Source organism: Paenibacillus sp. LPE1-1-1.1, from assembly GCF_040676435.1.
Lineage (GTDB): Bacteria > Bacillota > Bacilli > Paenibacillales > Paenibacillaceae > Pristimantibacillus.
In genome coordinates this window covers 1,290,147-1,309,616 of record NZ_JBEGHY010000001.1, presented here as the reverse complement: position 1 = coordinate 1,309,616, position 19,470 = coordinate 1,290,147, and the positions used below count along the sequence as shown (strand labels likewise).

The window sequence follows — 19,470 nt, the reverse complement described above, 5'->3', positions numbered from 1 at the left end:
TGATTCGCTGCTATTTACCGTTGATAGCCATGACTTTCATGGACCGATTCGTGTTCAAATTGTTGTGGAGGAATAAACAAGAAGAGTTTTTTCGGGGGGAGATCAATGGCTATCAACAGCTCGCTGCGTACCAAACTCATTTTTGGGTTTCTGTCCGTCATCGTGCCTCTGGCGGCCTTTTTGTACTACAGCAATTATTACGCTATGGAAGTGGTCCGCAAGCAAGTCGCCCAATCGAACCTGAACCTGTTGTCCCTGCACACCCGAGCAATGGATAAATCCTTAAGCGATATCAACTCCTACTTGTACAAGCTCGCAACCACTGATACTTATGTCAAAACTCTAGCTATATTCCCCGAACAATCCGAGGACTATATCTTCTCTCGAATCATGCTGATGCACAAATTCGATGCGGATCACGGACTATACAATCTGGTCGATTCGTTCTTTGCATATAACGCTGACAATGATGATCTGATTTCGTATTACGAATCGTACGATACGAATCGGGGGCGCGAACGAAATGCTTTGATCCGCAGCTTAGTGAACACATCTGAATCGGGCGACCGATGGCGCTGGGTTAGCACCAGCACGGAATCGGGCCTGATTCGTATCGTCCGATCGAGCGGAATGTATGTAGGAGCCTGGATTCCGGAATCCAGGTTCATGGAGCCGGTGAAAAATTTGAATTTCGGCGAGTCAGGCAAATTTTTGCTTGTATCCGATGAGGGACGAGTACTCACTTCGATAAGCGCAAATGATTTTCCCGATCCATTGTTGAACCCGGGGAACGAAAAAAACGGACAATATGGAACGATCAATGACAAAAGTGCAGCAAGCTATATATACATGGTGCATCCGTACACCCAGTCTTCCATATGGATGCTGCTGTTGATCCCGGAACAAGATTTGCTCTTGAACTTGCCTTTTTTTCAACGGGCGATTTATTCGATTCCGTTCATTGTCCTTCTTCTCATTTTTATTTTCGTTATAATTTTGCAGCGTGTGTTAATTAAACCGATCAGCTCCTTGCTGAAAGGGATGCGAATGATCGGCCAGGGAAATTTGAGGATTCGTCTCCCGGTTCCCGCACAATGGGAAATCGCCTATTTGATCAAGACATTCAATCATATGGCTTCCGAAATCGAAGGCTTAACAATCGGCATGTACGAAGAGAAATTGAGGGTGCAAAAAGCCGAGTTCAAGCATTTGCAAAGTCAAATCAAACCCCACTTTTATTTGAATACCCTGAATATCATCTATAGTTTGGCGGTGCTGAAGGATCATGCCACCGTACAAAAATTGGCGATTCATCTGGCCGATTACTTCCGTTTTACGATCCGAACCGACCGTCAGATCGTTACACTGAAGGAGGAGTGCACCCATATCGCCAATTATCTGGAAATTCAGAGGCTGCGGTTTCCGGATCAACTATTCTATCAGGTACTGCTTCCGAAACAGCTTGAAGATGTAGAGATCCCGCCGCTAACCATTCAGCCATTCGTAGAGAATACGTTGATTCACGGTTTCCAGGGCGAAGAAGCGGTTCTTCATATCTCCATTGAAGTGAGAATGGACGCAGATACGGCGGAGGGGGAAATATTCATTGCAGTATTCGACGACGGAGAGGGTTTTGAGGAACAGAAGCTAAGACGGCTGCAAACCGGAGAATACTTTGACAGGCAAGGAGAAAGCGTGGGCATTTGGAACGTCTATCATCGCTTGCGGATGCATTTCGGGGAAGAAGTGGCTATCCGTTTTGCCAATAGGCAGCCTCAGGGAGCGGCTGTGACCCTGGTGATCCCGAACGATTGCAACAATCATCAGGAAAAGGGGATGTCTTGATTGTATCGGATGCTGGTGGTTGACGATGAGAAATTAGCGGTACAAGCCATTGCGGAAGGAATCGACTGGTCCGGTGTCGGTGTTTCTGTTGTCTACAAAGCATACAGCACCAAGCAGGCGATCGAAATCCTGAACCGCGAACCGGTTGATTGTATGATTACGGATATCGAAATGCCGGGGCGAAGCGGCATTGAGTTGATGGAGTGGGCCGTGAACAACCATCCCGGCTTGGAGTCGGTATTTCTGACCGGGTATGCCGATTTTTCGTATGCGCAGAAAGCCGTTCATCTCGGGATTCACGACTATATCTTGAAGCCGATTGAGCTTGATAAATTGCTGTCTGTCGTGAAGGAAATGATACGGAAGCTGGAGCAACGCAAAGAAAATGAAGCGTTTCGGGAAACCTACAATAAATACGTACGCTTATGGGAAGATCAGCTTCCTTCTATGTCGGAGCGTATATGGCAGGATTTGCTGTCAGAGAGGTGCAGATTAGAACCGGAGAAGCTGAATGCGATGTTTCAGCTCTACGAAATTCCCGTCCAAGCAGGGGGAACGATTCTTCCCATTCTCATCAGCGTGGAACGCTGGAAAGAAGAATTCAGCCTGAGGGATGAGGAGATTATGGAGTATGCATTGCGCAAGGCTGCGCAGGAGATCATTCTGCACGATGGGAGCGGCACTGCCTTACAGAGCCTGGATGGCCACAATGTCGTATTGATTCATCTCGATGCCTATCAACAGGATGATCCGTATCACCTCGACGAGCAGATCAAGGGAAAGTGCCGGGAATACATCCAATCATGCATACGGTATTTCAAATGCAGCTTGTCCTGTTATATCGGCGAGTGGACACTAGCTCCCGATTTGGCAGAAGTCTATAGGCAACTTGTCAAGCTGGAACGGGATAGTGTGTCGGCATCGAATCAAGTCGTTTCCTTGCGTGAAGGATCGCCTCAGCTTCTGAAGGGGGCGTTCCGTCAGTTTCCTGCATCACAGTGGTCTGCTTTGCTGGAAGCGGGAGAAGAGGAGCTTCTAATGGAGGAAATCAGAAAAACGATCAACCATTGGGGTCGGGAGCAAGATTTACATCCGGAAATGCTGGAATCGTTGTACTATACTATCCTCCATATGGTTTATACGGCTGCGCATAAAAAAACAATTTCCATCTCCGCTATCTATCCGGACGAAGATTTGCTTTCCGCCCCAGCCGCCAGGCGCTCCGTTCATCACTTTGTGGGGTGGTGCGATAAGGTAATACGGACGTGCGTGTCCTATTTTAAAGCGTATTGCAAGGATGATTCCGTTGCGGTCATGAAGATCAAGCAATGGATCCAAGAGCATTTCCATGAAGAGATTACCCGTGATACGATCGCAGGGATCGTTCATGTGAACGCAGGTTACGTCTCCCGTATTTTTCGCAGAGAAACGGGGTATTCCTTGTCGGAGTATATTTTGAACGTCCGGATGGAGGAAGCGAAATGTCTGCTTTCCCAAACAAACTTGAAGATCAGCGCGGTCGCGGAAGCAGTGGGGTTCTCTCATTTTTCTTATTTTGCCCAGCAATTCAAAAAGTGCTGCGGCTACTCGCCTCTCGATTACCGCAAGTTGACTTTGATGCGGGATGAATAAAAACGGCTTTCAAATAGTGGAAAGGTGTGTTGAGATGCGTTGGCAGAGGGGAGTGAGCATGGCGATCGCCACAACATTGACCGCGGCTTTGGTCGCCTCTTGTTCCGGCGGGAGCGCCGAATCGAAACCGAAGGGGAATGCTGCGCAGATACCGCCCGATAACTCTTCGAATAGCATGTCGAATGTAACCGTCAAAGCCATGTGGATGTATGTCTGGTTTAAAGGAAAGAAGTGGGGTGCAGATCCGGTCACGAAACGAATTACCGAAAAAACCGGCGTTCAATTCGATTTTAGCGGTCCCGACGGTGACGGCGATCAGAAGGCGAATATCATGCTCATATCTGGAGACTATCCGGAAGTGATGTGGATGGACCGCGGGCCGACGTGGGACAATTATGTCAATTCGAAAGCGCTGTTGCCAATTGACGTACTTGCGGCAAAGTACGGGTATGACAAACTGATCGGTACTTATATACCGCAGCATGTCGTCGACAAGTTGAAGCACCCGGACGGCCATCTTTACGGGATCCCCAACTGGTTCAGCGACAAGGGGGAGTTATCCGTCGGCAGAACCCTTATGCTGCGTGAAGACATTTATGAGAAAATGGGTAAGCCAGAAATCAAGACTGTCAAAGACTTCGAAGCCTATTTAGCCAAGGTGCGTTATGCCAATCTGAGCACGACGAACGGTGAAATAGTGTTTCCTCTCGGCCTGGATTATAACGACGGTTCTTTTATTGAAATGTCGAACATGTGGGGAAGCAAAAACAAGGACTACCGGTATTATGACGAGAAGGAACAGAAGGTCAAGTTTTTTATGTTCAACGAGTCCACCAAGGACATGCTACTATGGCTGAACAAGATGTACCGTGAGAAAATGATCGACCCGGAGAATTTCTCTTACAACGACGGCATGGAACAGGAAGTGCGCAGCAACGGAAAATGGGCGGCCAGCTTCACGAATTTCTGGGATTATTGGACGCCGAACGAGGTGCTTCAGAAAACCGATCCCGGCATCTACTACAAAGCCTACCCGGTTCCGGCCGGAAAAGAGGGCGTCAAGCCTTATATGGCGGGTTACAGCACGGTCGGCTGGAACGTGGCGGTCATCACCAAAAACGCGAAAAATCCGGAATCGATCATGCGTTTCTTCAATTACCACATGAGTCCGGAAGGCCAAATGTTAAGCTTCTATGGCATCGAAGGCGAGACTTGGGAAATGAAAGACGGTACACCGGTCCTGAAGCAGAACGCTTACGAGGAATTTCAGAAGGATTGGGATGGCTACAGTCAGAAAACGGGAGTACGTTATCTCGAACTGAACCAGTATCAAAAGTATAATTGGGAAAAGCAAAGTGAATCGCCGGATCGGCAAGAGGATCGCCGTATTGCCGAGCTTTTCAAATTTGACGGAACGGACCTGAGCGTTTTATCGATCGACCCGAACAGCAAAGCGGGGATCGTCTGGGCGAATATACAATCCGGTATGCTTACTGACATTACGAAAGTGCTGATCGCTGACAGTGCAAAGGATGCCCGGGCACGCCTTGAGGAACTGCTGGCCAAGTATGCGAAGATAGGCATTAAGGATGTTGAGGAGGAGTGGACGAAACAATATCAGGAACGTCAGAAGCTGAAGTAATGACATGTCTTCACTTCGAGGCGGAAGGGGCATTTTGCCGCAAAAAAAAAGCTGGTGTCTCCATCAAGGGGCAGCAGCTTTTTTTGTTTTATTTCTTTTTGTGTTTGTTCCACCGGGTTCATTTTTTTTTTTTTCATAGAAATACACATTTATGATGATTCGTCCACAATATTGATAGATGGCGTAGCCTGATGATGTCATGATAGTAAAAGCTCATACAGAATAAAGTATGCAGCGAATGAAAGAAAAAAGGGGTGATTTCGTGGCTGACTCATAAGAACTACTGGCAAACGGTTCAATAAGGTCTCCAGAAGAGTCGGTAAATTGACGAGACGGATTTTATGAAGGGCCTGTTATTTATTTCTCTAAATTCCATTATCGATACAAATAGGGGGTACAAATGAAACGAAAAGGATTATCCATCATCTTGGCATTTGCGCTAATGTTACTTGCTGCGTGCAGCAACGGTGAGGACAAGAAAGAGCAAGCGACGGAATCGGGAGCCGAATCTTCACAGGCGACGAAAGAGAATGGGGAAGTAGATTACGCTTTCGGGAAATACAAGGAGCCGGTCACGATTCACACCATTCGTGAAACGAATACGTCCACTCAATTTCCGGAAGGCGACGACATAACGGACAACATCTGGACGCGAGCGTATAAGGAGCGCTTCAACATAAACGTCGTGACGGATTGGGTATCCGACGATTACGAAACGAAGCTGAACCTCGCGATCTCGTCCGGCGAGCTTCCCGACATTTATCGTGTAAACGCATCGCAGCTGCAGAAGTTGATGGAAGCGGACATGGTCATGGATCTGACCGAGGTGTTCGACAAGTACGCATCCGATCGGGTGAAAAAATACATGGAATTCGATCGTGCCAGCTTTGAATCCGGCATGAAGGATGGCAAATTATACGGTATCCCGCAATTACACTACGGCGTCATTGACCAGCCCGATTTTGTCTGGATCCGCAACGATTGGAAGGAAGAGCTTGGGCTCCAGGATCCGCAGACGATAGACGACATTAAGAACATCGCGCTCAAGTTCATGGAAAAACACGGCGGTTACGGCATTGCGCTTGATCAGACTCTCGATACACTAAACACGCTCGCAGTCGCATGGGGAGCTCATCCGGACATATGGGTTCCAGGCGAAGACGGCAAGATCGTCCACGGTTCGACCCAGCCCGAGATGAAGGATGCGCTTGCAACATTTGCGGAATGGTATAAGCTCGGCATTATCGATCCGGAATTTTCGATTAAAGATATGGCAGCGATGAACGCTAATGTCGTAGCCGGCAAAGTCGGCGTACAACCTCACTACCAGTGGTGGGGCTATAGTCCGGGCGTGGATGTTGTCACGAACTTGGGTAAGAATGCGATATTTTATCCTTACAACATACCGTCCGCCAATGGCGAAGAAGTGATTCATTCAGTTTCCTTCTTAAACGGGAACTACGTTGTCGTAAACAAGAAAGCTAAGAATCCGGAAGCGGTGATCAAGCTGATTAACTTCTACGCCTATATGATGGACGAAGGATTCAGCAAGGAATCGCAAGAGACTTTGGCCGCTTTCGTAAACGATGGCTTGGAGCACGCTCCTCAACCGTTTAAGGTCACGAACCCGAACACGGACTACGAGCAGTTCGTGAAGGTCAGCGAGGCGATGAAGAAGAAAGACACGAGCAATTTCACAGCGACCGGTCAGTGGCAGAAGTACAACAACAGTGTCGAGTTTGAGACGAAAGGCACACCGGCCGCGGTTGGCGACTACCTGCAGCAAGGCGCGCCGAGGAGCGCATATGGCCTCGCCAAGCCTTTTATCGACAACAATCAGTATATCAAGAACTCGCTTTGGGGAGCACAGCCCAAGGAACTTGCCAAATACGGCTCCACGCTGGATGATATTTTGACCGAAGGTTTTACGAAGATCATCATGGGTAAGGAGAGCATCGATTATTTCGATAAGCTCATCAAGGACTGGCGGGAAGCCGGCGGAGACGAAGTGACCGAAGCTGTAAACAAAATGTACGGCAACAAATAACTAACGATTGAGAACCATGCGAAGAGGCGAGGTTACGCTCGCCTCCTTTATATTATTCTAGGAACGGAGGATCGGGACATGTTAAGAAAGTTAAGACAACAGAGGGCTTTCCACCTCATGCTGGTTCCGAGTATCATTCTCGTTTTTATCTTCAGCTATCTCCCCTTCTACGGATTGGTCATCGCGTTTCAAGACTATAATCCGGGACTCGGCTTCCATTCGCCATGGGTCGGAATGGAAAACTTCGAACACATTTTCAAGCAGGAGAAATTCTTGCGAACGATCTGGAATACGCTGTACATGTCGATTTTCAAATTGCTCGGAGGCATCTTCGTGCCAGTCATCTTCGCTTTATTACTGAACGAAGTAATGCGGGCGGCCTTCAAACGTACGTTCCAAACGCTTGTCTATATCCCAAACTTCCTGTCCTGGGTTATCATGGCCGGCATTATGATCGATATTCTAGCTTCGGATGGGATCGTCAACACGTTTCTCGGTCTTCTCGGTGTGAAGCCAATTTCATTCCTGGGCAGCCCCTCGATCTTCCCGTGGACGATGATCGTCACCGATATCTGGAAAGGGTTCGGCTTCGGCACTGTCGTTTATTTGGCCGCTTTGACTGGCATCGACCCAGGGCTGTATGAGGCAGCGCTGATCGACGGGGCGAATCGTTGGAAGCAGACGATCTATATTACGCTGCCTTTGCTTGCACCGACAATTATCCTGATGGCGGTCCTGTCCCTCGGTAACGTCATGAACGCGGGTTTTGACCAAATCTACAACCTCTATTCCCCCGCTGTTTACGAATCTGGCGACATCATCGATACGTATGTGTATCGGCTCGGCATTGTGCAAGCGCAATATTCGATAGGCACGGCGATCGGCCTGTTCAAATCGGTTATCACTTGTATCCTGGTCGTCTTATCCCTCGTGCTTGCGAAAAAAGCCGCAGGATACAAGATTTATTAAGGAGGGAAATTATGGTTCAAGACAAAAGCCTAGGGCGTAAGCTATTTCTTATCGCCAATTATTCGATTCTGTTCTTGACTTCGCTGTTTTGCATCCTGCCTTTCGTTAATCTGCTTGCTGTTTCCTTTAGCGGTAGCGCAGCGGTAGCGGCGGGAGATGTCGTATTCTGGCCAGTCGATTTTACGACGAAGGCTTATGAGTTTGCGTTGGAAGGAGGCCAATTTTTACAATCGTTTTGGGTTTCGACCCAGCGAGTCGTGCTGGGGACTATAGTCAACCTCATCTTGATGGTGCTCACCGCATATCCGCTTTCCAAGACGAAGGAGAAAGTGATGGGACGCGGCATCTATATGGGTTTTTTTGTATTGACGATGCTATTTAACGGAGGGTTGATCCCGAGCTACCTTATCGTCGTCAAAGCCGGACTCATCGACTCCATCTGGTCGCTCATTCTGCCGGGCGCGTTGCCCGTCTACAGCATGATCATTCTCATGAACTTCATTCGGAGCCTGCCGGAAGAGATCGAGGAATCAGCGACGATCGACGGAGCCGGGCCGATGCAAATCTTGATCCGCATCCTCTTGCCGCTTCTTAAGCCGGCGCTTGCGACCGTCGGACTGTTCACCATCGTTGGGCATTGGAACTCATGGTTTGATGGCATCATCTACATGAACAATCCCGATAATTATCCGCTGCAAAGCTATTTGCAGACACTGCTGCTCAGCTTCGACCAAATTATGTTGAGAGCCGGCACCGACTATTCGGAGCTGCTCGCGCAAATGAACGTGAGAACCGGCCGCGCCGCGCAGTTGTTCCTTGGAACGGTCCCGATCCTAGTCGTCTATCCGTTCTTGCAGAAATATTTCACGAAAGGTCTCGTTCTCGGCAGTGTGAAAGGTTGATTATGGCTCACAACTCGGATATGGATCAGTGAGAGGAGAATTACCGCAGGGTAGCTCTCTGTATTTGGGGAGGAAGATACATGAATATACATTTCGATGAAAAGAGGAAGATTTTTCACCTCAGTAATAAAAGAACCAGTTATGTGATGAAGGTATTGGATGGAGGGTATCTTGTCCATTTGTACTGGGGAAGGAGCATTGTCTCCTATAACGAAAGCAACCCTCTGATATTTTTGGATAGAGGCTTCGCACCTAACCCTAACCCTATGGACCGCAGCTTTTCTTTGGATACGATACCTCATGAATATCCGGTGTACGGAAACGGGGACTACCGGCAGCCTGCATTCCAATTACAACTGGAAGACGGATCTACGATATCTGACTTACGATATCATTCTCACAGGATTTATCATGGGAAATCAGTACTAAAAGGCCTTCCTGCGACTTATGCAGAGAACGATAAGGAGGCTATTTCCCTTGAGATTGTTTTGGAGGATGCGCATCTTGGCTTGTCGGTCGCGTTAACCTATTGCATCTTCCGTGACCATGATGCCATCAGCCGCGCCGTTGCCATCACCAATCATGGGCAGTGCAATATCAAACTGTTGCGTGTTTCAAGCGCAAGTGTGGACTTTCGGGATGATGAATTTGAGTGGTTGACCCTTTATGGATCGCATACGAATGAACGGAATATAGAAAGGCGTCCGCTTACCCACGGCGTTCAAGCCATCACCAGTGCCCGGGGTGCCAGCAGCCCGCAGCAGAATCCTTTCATGGCCTTATTGCGAAAAGGAGCCGACGAGAGTAAGGGAGAGGTATACGCATTTAATTTGGTGTACAGCGGCAACTTCCTTGCCCAGGTAGAGGTGGAGCAGTATCATACCTGCCGGGCATCGATCGGGATTAATCCGTTCGATTTCACCTGGCTGTTAGGTCCGGGGGAAACCTTTCAAACGCCTGAGGCAGTCATGGTCTTTTCCTCGGATGGGCTGGGGGGGATGTCCCGCACGTACCACGAATTGTACAGATCCCGTTTATGCAGGGGCAAACATAGGGATCGAGTCAGGCCGATCTTGATAAACAACTGGGAAGCAACCTATTTCAATTTTGATGCGCAGAAATTGGAGAGCCTGGCAGATGAAGCGCAGCGTCTTGGAATCGAGCTGTTTGTGTTAGATGACGGATGGTTTGGGCACCGCGACGATGATACCAGCTCATTAGGAGATTGGCAGGTGGACAAGCGTAAGCTGCCGGACGGCCTTGCAGATTTGGCTGAAAGAATTCGTGCCAGAGGGATGGAGTTTGGATTATGGTTTGAACCTGAGATGATTTCGGAGGATAGCCATCTGTACAGGGAACACCCTGATTGGTGTATCCAAGTGGAAGGACGGCCGAAGACATGGGGAAGGAACCAATTTGTTCTTGACCTGTCTCGGCCGGAGGTTTGCAATTATATTGTCCGTGTGATAACCGAGGTGTTGAATAGCGCACCCATCAGTTATGTCAAATGGGATATGAACCGTCATTTGACAGAAGTTGGATCCCTTGCCTGGCCTCCTGAACGTCAAAGAGAAATCGCCCACCGATATATTCTTGGTTTATATCACGTCTTGGAGCAAATTACGTCTTCGTTTCCTGATATTTTATTCGAAAGCTGCTCTGGAGGCGGCGGCAGATTCGATCCGGGAATGCTGTTTTATATGCCCCAAACTTGGGCCAGCGACAATTCGGATGCGGTCAGCCGCCTAAATATCCAATACGGGACAAGTCTCGTATATCCAATCAGTACCATTGGGGCGCACGTGTCCGTTATTCCGAATCATCAGGTACATCGGGTTACTTCTTTGGATATCCGTTCTCACGTTGCCATGTCAGGGAATTTGGGATTTGAGCTCGACCTTACGAAGTTGAGCGAAGAAGAAAAGGATTTTATCCGCAAGATGATCTCTCAATATAAGGAAATCAGGTCTGTTATTCAATTCGGAGATTTCTACCGTTTGCTTGATCCCTTCCAAGGTAACGAAGCGGCGTGGATGTTCGTTTCCGAAAACAAGAATGAAGCGGTTGTAGGTTACTTTAAGGTGCTTGCGCAACCGGGAGAACGGATAAGGTTCCTGCGTTTAAACGGCTTGCATCCTGATGCGAAGTACAAACATGCAGAGACCGGCCGCATTTACGGCGGTGACGAATTAATGCATGCAGGGTTAACCATTCCGGTCATGCATGGCGACTTTACGAGTGTGTTCTACAGATTTCAACAGGTTGAATTAACTTAGATTCCGGGAGGGTAAAACATTTGCTGAATTTCTTACAAACAGGAGATAGGCTTGATTTGGTTGACGGCGGGGAGACGGTTATAAAAGGAATCTCAGCTGTTGTGAACTTGGACGATGGTTCCAGCCACACTTTACATTTGTCACAGGTGATCGCAGGAGAAGAAAGCGGGTTGCCGGTAACAGATTGCGAATTTCGGAATGAGGCTGAAGGACTTTTAGTTAAGCTTCATTTGAGCATAGAGGAAGGCTGTGCAGCGATATCTCTTTCCGCATCGATTGATAATCCGCTGTTTGAGAAATTGCGTTATTTTGACAGTAACAAAGGGATTGTGCTAACGATGGAAAGCTTCCCTGGAATGACGGGCCTGTTGGGGCATTACCGGTTTAACGATTGGTGGACAAGACCTTATACCGGGACACTCGATGGGTTGCCCAGCCGAACGCAGCAGCTGCTGATAGAACGTGAAACAGGCTCCTTCTTTCAAATCATACCGCTTTGCGAAGAAAACGGTAAGGCAGATTTGCAGGGAACAACCGCAGGCAATTTGCAATTGGTTGTGTTTAACAACACAGGCGGGTACAGCAGCATGAATACCTCTGTTGCAATGTTGGGGATCCATGAGAATCCGTTCGAATTGGCGGAACATACGTTAACCTCGGCGAGACGCAAACTTGGTGTTGCAAATAAGGATGAACGGCAATATCCGGAAATTTTTGAGTACATCGGATGGTGTACTTGGGATGCCTTTTACCGAGAGGTGTCCGAAGAGGGAATCGTACAAAAGTGCAATGAATTTAAGAACATGAATCTTCCGGTACGCTGGGTGATCATTGACGACGGATGGCAGGACATTAAGGATGGGAAGCTTGTATCTTTTAAGGCTGATGCAGGCAAATTTCCGGGCGGACTTGCAAGTGTTGTAGACAAGTTGAAGGAGCTGGATATCAATTCAGTAGGAGTATGGCATACATTCGCAGGCTATTGGGGCGGTATTCATCCTGAAAGTGAATTGGCTGCGAAGATGAAAGAACATCTGATGCCCACCAACGGTGGTGCTCTTATTCCTGCATGTGATGACCACGGATTTGGCTTTTGGAAAGAGTTTCATCAGCAGTTACGCCTTCAGGGAATTCGACTCATCAAGGTAGATGGACAAAGTGCGATAGCCAATTTCACAAAACATCATCTTCCTGCAGGAAAGGCCGCTAAAGGGGGACATGTGGCACTGGAGGCTTCTGCCGCCATGCATTTCCATTATCAAATGATCAACTGCATGGGAATGGCCTCGGAAAACTTATGGAGCAGGCCCATGTCCGCCATTAACCGTAACAGTGATGATTTTGTTCCCCAGAACCCGGATTGCTTCGCAGAACACGCCATGCAAAATGTATACAACTCGTTCTATCATGGCCATCTCTACTGGGGAGATTGGGATATGTTCTGGACGGTTCATGCCGATGCGGAACGTCATGCCCTTCTTCGAGCGGTAAGCGGTGGACCAGTATATTTTAGCGATCCTCTTCAAGCAACCGACCCCAATTTGATCCGACCGCTGATTGAACGTGACGGGAAGCTGTTGCGCTGCGATTTGCCCGGGATGCCGGCATTGGATTGCTTGACTGTAGATCCGGTCCATGAAAATGCTGCATTAAAGATATGGAGCCGTGCCGGGGATGCTGGAATTGTTGCTGCATTTCATATCAACAAGGATGGACGGCCGATCCAAAGCCGGATTCGTCCTGCAGATATTCCGGGGCTGCATGGAAGCCGGTTTGCAGTCTACGAATATTTCTCGGAAGCATGTTCGGTGATTGGGCGTGATGAAGAATATCCGATTGTCCTGAATGAGAGGGAATCCAAACTGTTCATTCTAGTGAGCTGCGACTCGGGGATTGCCCCGATTGGATTGACAAACAAGATGATATCCCCCAAAACGATTAAGAATATCATTCGAAACGAATCCAGGACCACACTTTTTCTGGACGAAGGGGGAGCATTTACTTTCTTTGCGGATAAAAGACCTGATTTCGTTGAAGTAAACGGAGTAACGAGAGTGCTGAGATCTCATTCCGATAATTCGCAGCTTTATACCGTCGATTGCCATGACCTTCATGGACCGGTTTGTGTTCAAATTGTGATGCAGGAGTAATCATAGATGACAACTCATGGACTGATGATCGAACTGCTGCCTGACGAATATTGGTGGGGAGGCCGCGCTGCTGATGGTCGAAGCATGCACTTTGGCACTTCATCCTTAGCGTGGACTTGGCTTCAAATCTCAATGGCAATCAGGCCTGCCCGTTACTTATTTCGAGCAAAGGCAGAAATATTTGGAGTAAGAACCCTTTTTCTATCAATTCGAACAAAATAGTTTAAAGGTGAGCCGTGCAGGAGAGCTCATTTCAGGAGAAGGCCATGAAACCTTACGGGGAGCGTACAGCTATGTATCTCGAACCTTCTTTCCCCCTAGTTCTTCGATTCCGGAGGAACTGCTGTTCACGGCTCCTCAATATAATCTTTGGATTGAACTGCTTTATGAACCTACACAAGAGAAGGTATTGCAATATGCGAAAGATGTGCTTGCAAACGGGATGCCTCATGGCGTTATTATGATCGATGATAATTGGCATGAGCCTTATGGAACCTGGAAGTTCCATAAGGCCGCTTCCCGGAACCTAAGCGTATGGTGCAGGAACTTCACGCTATGGGCTTCAAGGTAATGCTTGGGTATGTCCTTTGTCACTCCGGATTCCCTCATTTACCGTCAGCTCGATCAGACAGGGATTCTCTTGAAGGATCGGGACGGCAAGACGGCGATACGAAAATGGTGGAACGGCTACAGTACGGTGCTGGATTGCACCAACCCTCTGGCCGTTCAATGGATGCATGAGCAGCTTGATGCTTTGCAGAAAGAATATGGGATCGACGGCTTCAAGCTGGATGCCGGTGACTCGGAGTTCTACGAGTCTGACGACCTCAGTTATATCCCCGCCACAACTCGCAATGGACATTGTGAGGCATGGGCCAAGGTTGGTCTGAAATATCCGCTTAATGAATACCGTGCCTGCTGAAAGCTTGCAGGACAACCTCTTGTTCAGCGGCTCAAGGATAAGAACCACGAATGGGAAGGCAATGGACTCGATGCTTTAATTCCAGATGGCTTAGCGCAAGGTCTTCTCGGTTATGCCTATAGCTGTCCTGATATGATCGGTGGCGTTTGGAAATAATCGATGCTGCTGTTTGCAATATAATGGCATTCGCAGAAAAACGCCATTTAGAAATTCCGTCCACAATCAAATACGCAGAATAATATTGTTTAGTTAATTTAATCGAGGAGAGACTATGCCCTCAAGCAATTTCGCCAGGATATGTTCTCAATTTTGCAATTGCAAAGAAAAAAATGAGGAACTTACGGGCGGAAAAATTCATATTGACCCAGAGAAAATGAATGATAGCAGTCGAAGCAGCTCATGGTCCAGCTGAAAATATTGCCCCATTCTTGGCGTATTTGTCCACCCAAGAGGCAGCCTATATTAACGGATCAGTATTCTCGGTAACAGACGATGCTCGCATTTCCCTCTACATGGAACCAAGGAGCCTGCATGATAAAGAAGAATGATGGTCCATGGACTGTAGAGGAATTGAAAGAGGCTGTCCCACAAACACTTTTAAAAGATTATGTTTCGATTGTAACTCACAACAATTGGGAAAAATGATTTTTATGAATGGATAATATAGCTGCTCTTGCGCGGCTTTTTTCTTATGAATTTAAAAAATGTACGTTGTGTTAATCAGGTCTAGAAAGAACCCTTTTGCAGAAGCGACTCAGGAGATGCTGAAGGCCGAGATGGATGCAATTGGGTTACGAAATGCACCAGCTGAAAAGTAAATCAATAGCTGAAACGGGAACAGCTGTAAGACAGTCATTGCGAATATGGTGATCAAGAAAATCGGAGTACCGTGAGACCGTCAAAGCTTTTTAGAGCGTAGCCCATTTTTTAGCTTGTATTATATGTGAAACCGCCTAGTCACCTTTGACGGTTGCGGATATAGCGACCCGGAGATATTCCTTCCGATTTCGTAAATTGTTTGGTAAAGGAATAAATATCCCCGTAACCAAGGCTAAGGGCTATGTGTTTGATAGGTAGCCCAGAGAACAGCATCATTTTGGCCTGTTTCATCAACTGATCAATGTGGTACCGCTGAGGGGAAATCCCGGTTGTTTCTTTAAAGATCTTTCTGAAATTCTCATAGCCCATATTTACGTATGCTGCTGCTTCTTTGAGATCATAATGGATGTCATTGGAGCCGCCGATTAGTTGACAGGCTTTCATTATCTTGCCTTCATTCTGCTCTCTTAGTTGAATTTGTACGCTATTGTGTAGTCGGATAATGAGCTCTTGTGCCCTGATCAGCAGATAAGGAAGCCATTCGTCTGTTGCGCCTTTAAGGGAGTCTAGCAAGGCAACAAAATCATAAAAAAAATCGCTTGTATGCTGTGTTGTGAGCACCTCTTTATCAGTCTTTAGGATTCCAAGCGTTTTTAAATACTCGTAGACAGGGTACCCAACACTGATATATAGCTCTATCCATTCCCCATCCGGCTTAATTTCGGTAGAGTGGACACATTCGGGTATACGCTGAACCATGTCGCCTGCTTGCAAGATAGTAATACTACCGTCATCTGAGATAAACCGTCCACTGCCTTGCAGGATCAAAAAGCAACTGTAATAACCTATTTTAAATTCATATTGGGAACGCTCTACTGTTTTTTTTCTCATAAAGCCGCAGGACAAAATACCTTTATTGAAATCGTCACCGATACACCGGTATATGACATCGTTTTCCTTGATGTTGTCATAATTCATACAATAGCCACTCCTACCAAAATGGATAAATGAAATACCAAGCTTAACATTTCACCTTAAGAATTTTCCTTATATTATAAGGTTATCGATATTCGAGAGCAACCATTTAGAACAAGGGAGTGTTAATGAAGCATATGAAGATGAACAGAGAGTGGGAGAATCCGCACGTCACACAAATGAATCGTTATCCCATGCATGAGCCATACGGAGTATACGAAAGCGTGGAGCAGGCGCTAAGTAATGTTCGTGGAAGCTCCAAATACGTAAAATGTCTAAACGGATCATGGAAGTTTAAATTGTTTACGTCTCCAGATGAAGTTACCAATGAATTCTATGGTCCTGAATATGACGTTTCGAATTGGAATAATCTCTCGGTTCCATCCAACTGGGAACTTAACGGCTATGGAAAACCTGTGTACACCAACATAATATATCCCTTCGCTAGGAAGGGGGCGGACTCCTATCATGAAATTCAACTAACGAAAGACGAATTTGTTCTGAATCCCCCATATGTCCCAGAGGAGAATCTTACAGGATGCTATGTCCTGAGCTTTGACATTCCTGAACAATTTAAAGAACGTGACGTATTTATAGATTTTGCAGGTGTGGAATCCTGTTTTTATCTGTGGTTAAACGGCAAGCTGGTAGGTTATTCGCAGGACAGCAAGCTAAATGCTTCTTTCGATATTACGGATTACATCCAAAAGGGACAGAACCGGTTGGCCGTTCAGGTAATGCGTTTTGGCGCTGGCACTTATCTGGAGGACCAGGACTACTGGCATCTGTCGGGCATCTACAGGGATGTTCTGATATATGCGAAACCGCGTATGCGCATCCATGATTATAAAATTGAAACACTCTTTTCTGGGAGTTACGAGAATGCAGAATTAGCAGTGACGGTCTACCCAAATAATCAAGCGAGCTGTTACGGAGAAGCTCATGTACGACTCTCTCTGTACGATGGCGATCAAAAACTGGTTACTCAGTTTGAAACAGAGAAGTTTGCGGATTACGGAGTCTACCTCCATGAGAAATACGTGGCGAAGGTTAAAAAAACTGTTTCTAATCCCCAATTGTGGAGCGACGAAAATCCTTATCTCTATAAATTGGTATTGGAGATGATCGATTCCGCCGGAAATGTTGTCGACATCGAGAGCGCAAACGTCGGTTTTCGTGAAGTCAGCATCGATAAAAACGGGGTTCTAAAAATCAACGGCAAAAGGCTCATAATACGTGGAACGAACCTTCATGCCTTTTGTCCTGAAACGGGTCGCGTAGTGTCAACGGAGTACATGCGTGAGCAAATCAAGATCATGAAAACGCTAAATATCAATGCTGTAAGAACAAGTCACTATCCCCATGCTGTCGAATGGTACGACCTCTGTGATGAACTGGGAATCTATTTGGTAGATGAGGCAAATCTTGAAACCCATGGCATCGGCGGCCAGTTAAGCTCATCCCCCGAATGGACGCATGCCTATATGGAACGGGCAACCAGGATGGTCCTGCGAGATAAAAATCATCCCTCGATCATTTTATGGTCATTGGGTAACGAATCCGGTTATGGGATGAATCATGCTGCAATGTACGGTTGGATCAAAGAATACGATAAGACAAGGTATGTACAGTATGAGTCCGTGAATCCACCTGCGAATATATCCGATATCATTGCGCCGATGTACCCCCAAATGGATTGGATTCTGGATAGCATGGCCAACAGCGAAGACCTGCGGCCGTTTATTATGTGCGAATATGCATACGCGAAAAGCAACAGCAACGGCAATTTCAAGAAATTTTGGGATCTCATTCATAAATTTCCGCGGTTTCAGGGCGGGTTTATTTGGGACTTCCAGGATAAAGCGCTTGTTAAGTATGATGAAGCTGGAAATAAAACATATGTCTATGGCGGCGGATTCCAAGAAGATATCGTTGATCCTGCGCCAGATATGTGCCTGAATGGCATTGTATTTCCGGATTTATCGCCGAAACCGGCTGCCAATGAAATCAAATATGTTCAGTCGCCCGTTCGGATAGAATACCTTGAACTTCCTAATAATTTCTCCGGAGCCAAAGGGTATCGAATTTATAACCATTATTCGCATCGTGACTTAAGCCATCTGAACATCGGCTGGGAGCTCGTTTGCGATGGAAATGTAGTAGAGAGAGGTACGTTACGTAAATACACCTCGTTGCCCGGAGCATTCGACTGGATTCCGGCACCATATGATGTCTCCAAGGTCTCTGGGGAAGCGTATCTTAATTTCTATGTTAATTTGGATGAAGCAACCTATTATGCAAGAAAAGGAACCTGTATATATGCATGTCAGATAGAGCTTGAAGACTCCGTTCCCAACCTACATGTCGGAGATATTGAAAAAGATAGCCTGGTCTATGAAGAAACGGAACATCGAATTGTTATCCATAATGAAACTACGGAAGTTGTCTTCTCGAAGGAAACGGCTGAGTTTTCCTCCGTAAAATACAAGAATATGGATTATTTCGCGGGCGGAGCGAACAATTTTTATCGTCCGCCAACGGGGATTGACTCCGGCATTCATCTGAATTCTCCCAACTATGCAGACGAATGGAGTGCTCTCGGGCTTGGATCTAATCAAAAAGAGATCAAGGATATTCGGGTATCTGCAGCGTCTGCTTCCGTAATCATTCAAGTTCATTGTCTATATCATGGATGCATTGAAACAAGAACAAACTATACCGTCGGTGATAAAGGCATCGAAATCACGAATACGGTCGTGAACAAGGCGAAAATCGATACCATTCCGAGAGTCGGCCTAAGCTTTAGATTCTCCAATGCCTGGAAAAATATCAAGTGGTATGGACGCGGGCCTTGGGATAATTATGCAGACCGTAAAACGTCGGCGCTCGTCGGAATATACGAAAGCTCTGTCGAACAGCAGCACGTGCCCTACATTATTCCAGTTGAATGCGGCGGTAAAGAAGATGTCCGTTATTTATATGTATCCACGGAGGACGATCGCCAAGTAAAAGTTGCGGCAGCGGGTCACTTCCATTTTGATATTCATCATTACAGCATAGAACAGTACGACAAGGCTGCCTATGAAGACGAACTTGGTACTTCCGATGCTATTTATCTGAATATCGATTACAAGCATGCAGGGCTTGGCGGAGACACTGGCTGGCACAAAAATATTCACGACGAATATAGAATTGAAAAGGGGATCTATGTCTACAAGATAACTTTAGAGATCATGGACTGAACTGCAGGGAAGCCTGTGTTCAACCTTTTCCAAGTGATGGTACAAACTT

General features: G+C 46.9%; 12 protein-coding genes. 11 read left to right on the top strand and 1 reads right to left on the bottom strand.

The features are described 5' to 3' along the window. Window positions 1-105: 105 nt before the first annotated feature. The 10 genes from MRBLPE1_RS05760 to MRBLPE1_RS05715 all read left to right on the top strand — a co-directional run bounded on the left by MRBLPE1_RS05760 (window position 106) and on the right by MRBLPE1_RS05715 (window position 14,385). Complete coding sequence (locus MRBLPE1_RS05760; RefSeq protein WP_364142673.1) at window positions 106-1,845, top strand: cache domain-containing sensor histidine kinase; 1,740 nt, start codon at window positions 106-108, stop codon at window positions 1,843-1,845. A 9-nt stretch (window positions 1,846-1,854) separates the two neighbouring features. Beyond that, the gene (locus tag MRBLPE1_RS05755; protein ID WP_364144531.1) at window positions 1,855-3,477 is read left to right on the top strand and encodes a response regulator transcription factor; all 1,623 of its coding nucleotides are present in this window, start codon (window positions 1,855-1,857) and stop codon (window positions 3,475-3,477) included. A 58-nt stretch (window positions 3,478-3,535) separates the two neighbouring features. Further along, complete coding sequence (locus MRBLPE1_RS05750; protein WP_364142670.1) at window positions 3,536-5,119, top strand: extracellular solute-binding protein; 1,584 nt, start codon at window positions 3,536-3,538, stop codon at window positions 5,117-5,119. 400 nt (window positions 5,120-5,519) lie between these two features. Further along, window positions 5,520-7,166: an extracellular solute-binding protein gene (locus MRBLPE1_RS05745; protein WP_364142667.1), complete on the top strand. Its 1,647-nt coding sequence runs from the start codon at window positions 5,520-5,522 to the stop codon at window positions 7,164-7,166. A gap of 78 nt (window positions 7,167-7,244) precedes the next feature. Then, entirely contained in the window at window positions 7,245-8,135 is an 891-nt protein-coding gene (locus MRBLPE1_RS05740; protein WP_364142664.1) for an ABC transporter permease, read from the top strand. A gap of 11 nt (window positions 8,136-8,146) precedes the next feature. Then, on the top strand, window positions 8,147-9,037 hold the full coding sequence (locus MRBLPE1_RS05735) for a carbohydrate ABC transporter permease (RefSeq protein WP_110771168.1): 891 nt from the start codon (window positions 8,147-8,149) through the stop codon (window positions 9,035-9,037). Window positions 9,038-9,117: 80 nt separating this feature from the next. After that, window positions 9,118-11,313, top strand: coding sequence for an alpha-galactosidase (locus MRBLPE1_RS05730; RefSeq protein ID WP_364142660.1), 2,196 nt, complete (start codon window positions 9,118-9,120; stop codon window positions 11,311-11,313). 20 nt (window positions 11,314-11,333) lie between these two features. Further along, window positions 11,334-13,463 carry a Sip1-related alpha-galactosidase gene (locus MRBLPE1_RS05725; protein WP_364142657.1) on the top strand — a complete coding sequence of 710 codons (2,130 nt, stop codon included), beginning with the start codon at window positions 11,334-11,336 and terminating at the stop codon, window positions 13,461-13,463. A gap of 229 nt (window positions 13,464-13,692) precedes the next feature. Next, on the top strand, window positions 13,693-14,034 hold the full coding sequence (locus MRBLPE1_RS05720) for a hypothetical protein (protein ID WP_364142655.1): 342 nt from the start codon (window positions 13,693-13,695) through the stop codon (window positions 14,032-14,034). A 9-nt stretch (window positions 14,035-14,043) separates the two neighbouring features. Beyond that, entirely contained in the window at window positions 14,044-14,385 is a 342-nt protein-coding gene (locus tag MRBLPE1_RS05715; protein ID WP_364142652.1) for a TIM-barrel domain-containing protein, read from the top strand. A gap of 957 nt (window positions 14,386-15,342) precedes the next feature. Here the strand turns inward: MRBLPE1_RS05715 and MRBLPE1_RS05710 are convergent. Next, window positions 15,343-16,182 (bottom strand): helix-turn-helix domain-containing protein, encoded by an 840-nt coding sequence (locus MRBLPE1_RS05710; RefSeq protein WP_364142649.1) that lies wholly within the window; start codon window positions 16,180-16,182, stop codon window positions 15,343-15,345. Between the two features lie 125 nt (window positions 16,183-16,307). Between MRBLPE1_RS05710 and MRBLPE1_RS05705 the strand changes: the two genes are divergently transcribed. Further along, window positions 16,308-19,421: a glycoside hydrolase family 2 TIM barrel-domain containing protein gene (locus MRBLPE1_RS05705; protein WP_364142646.1), complete on the top strand. Its 3,114-nt coding sequence runs from the start codon at window positions 16,308-16,310 to the stop codon at window positions 19,419-19,421. The last annotated feature ends 49 nt before the right edge of the window (window positions 19,422-19,470 follow it).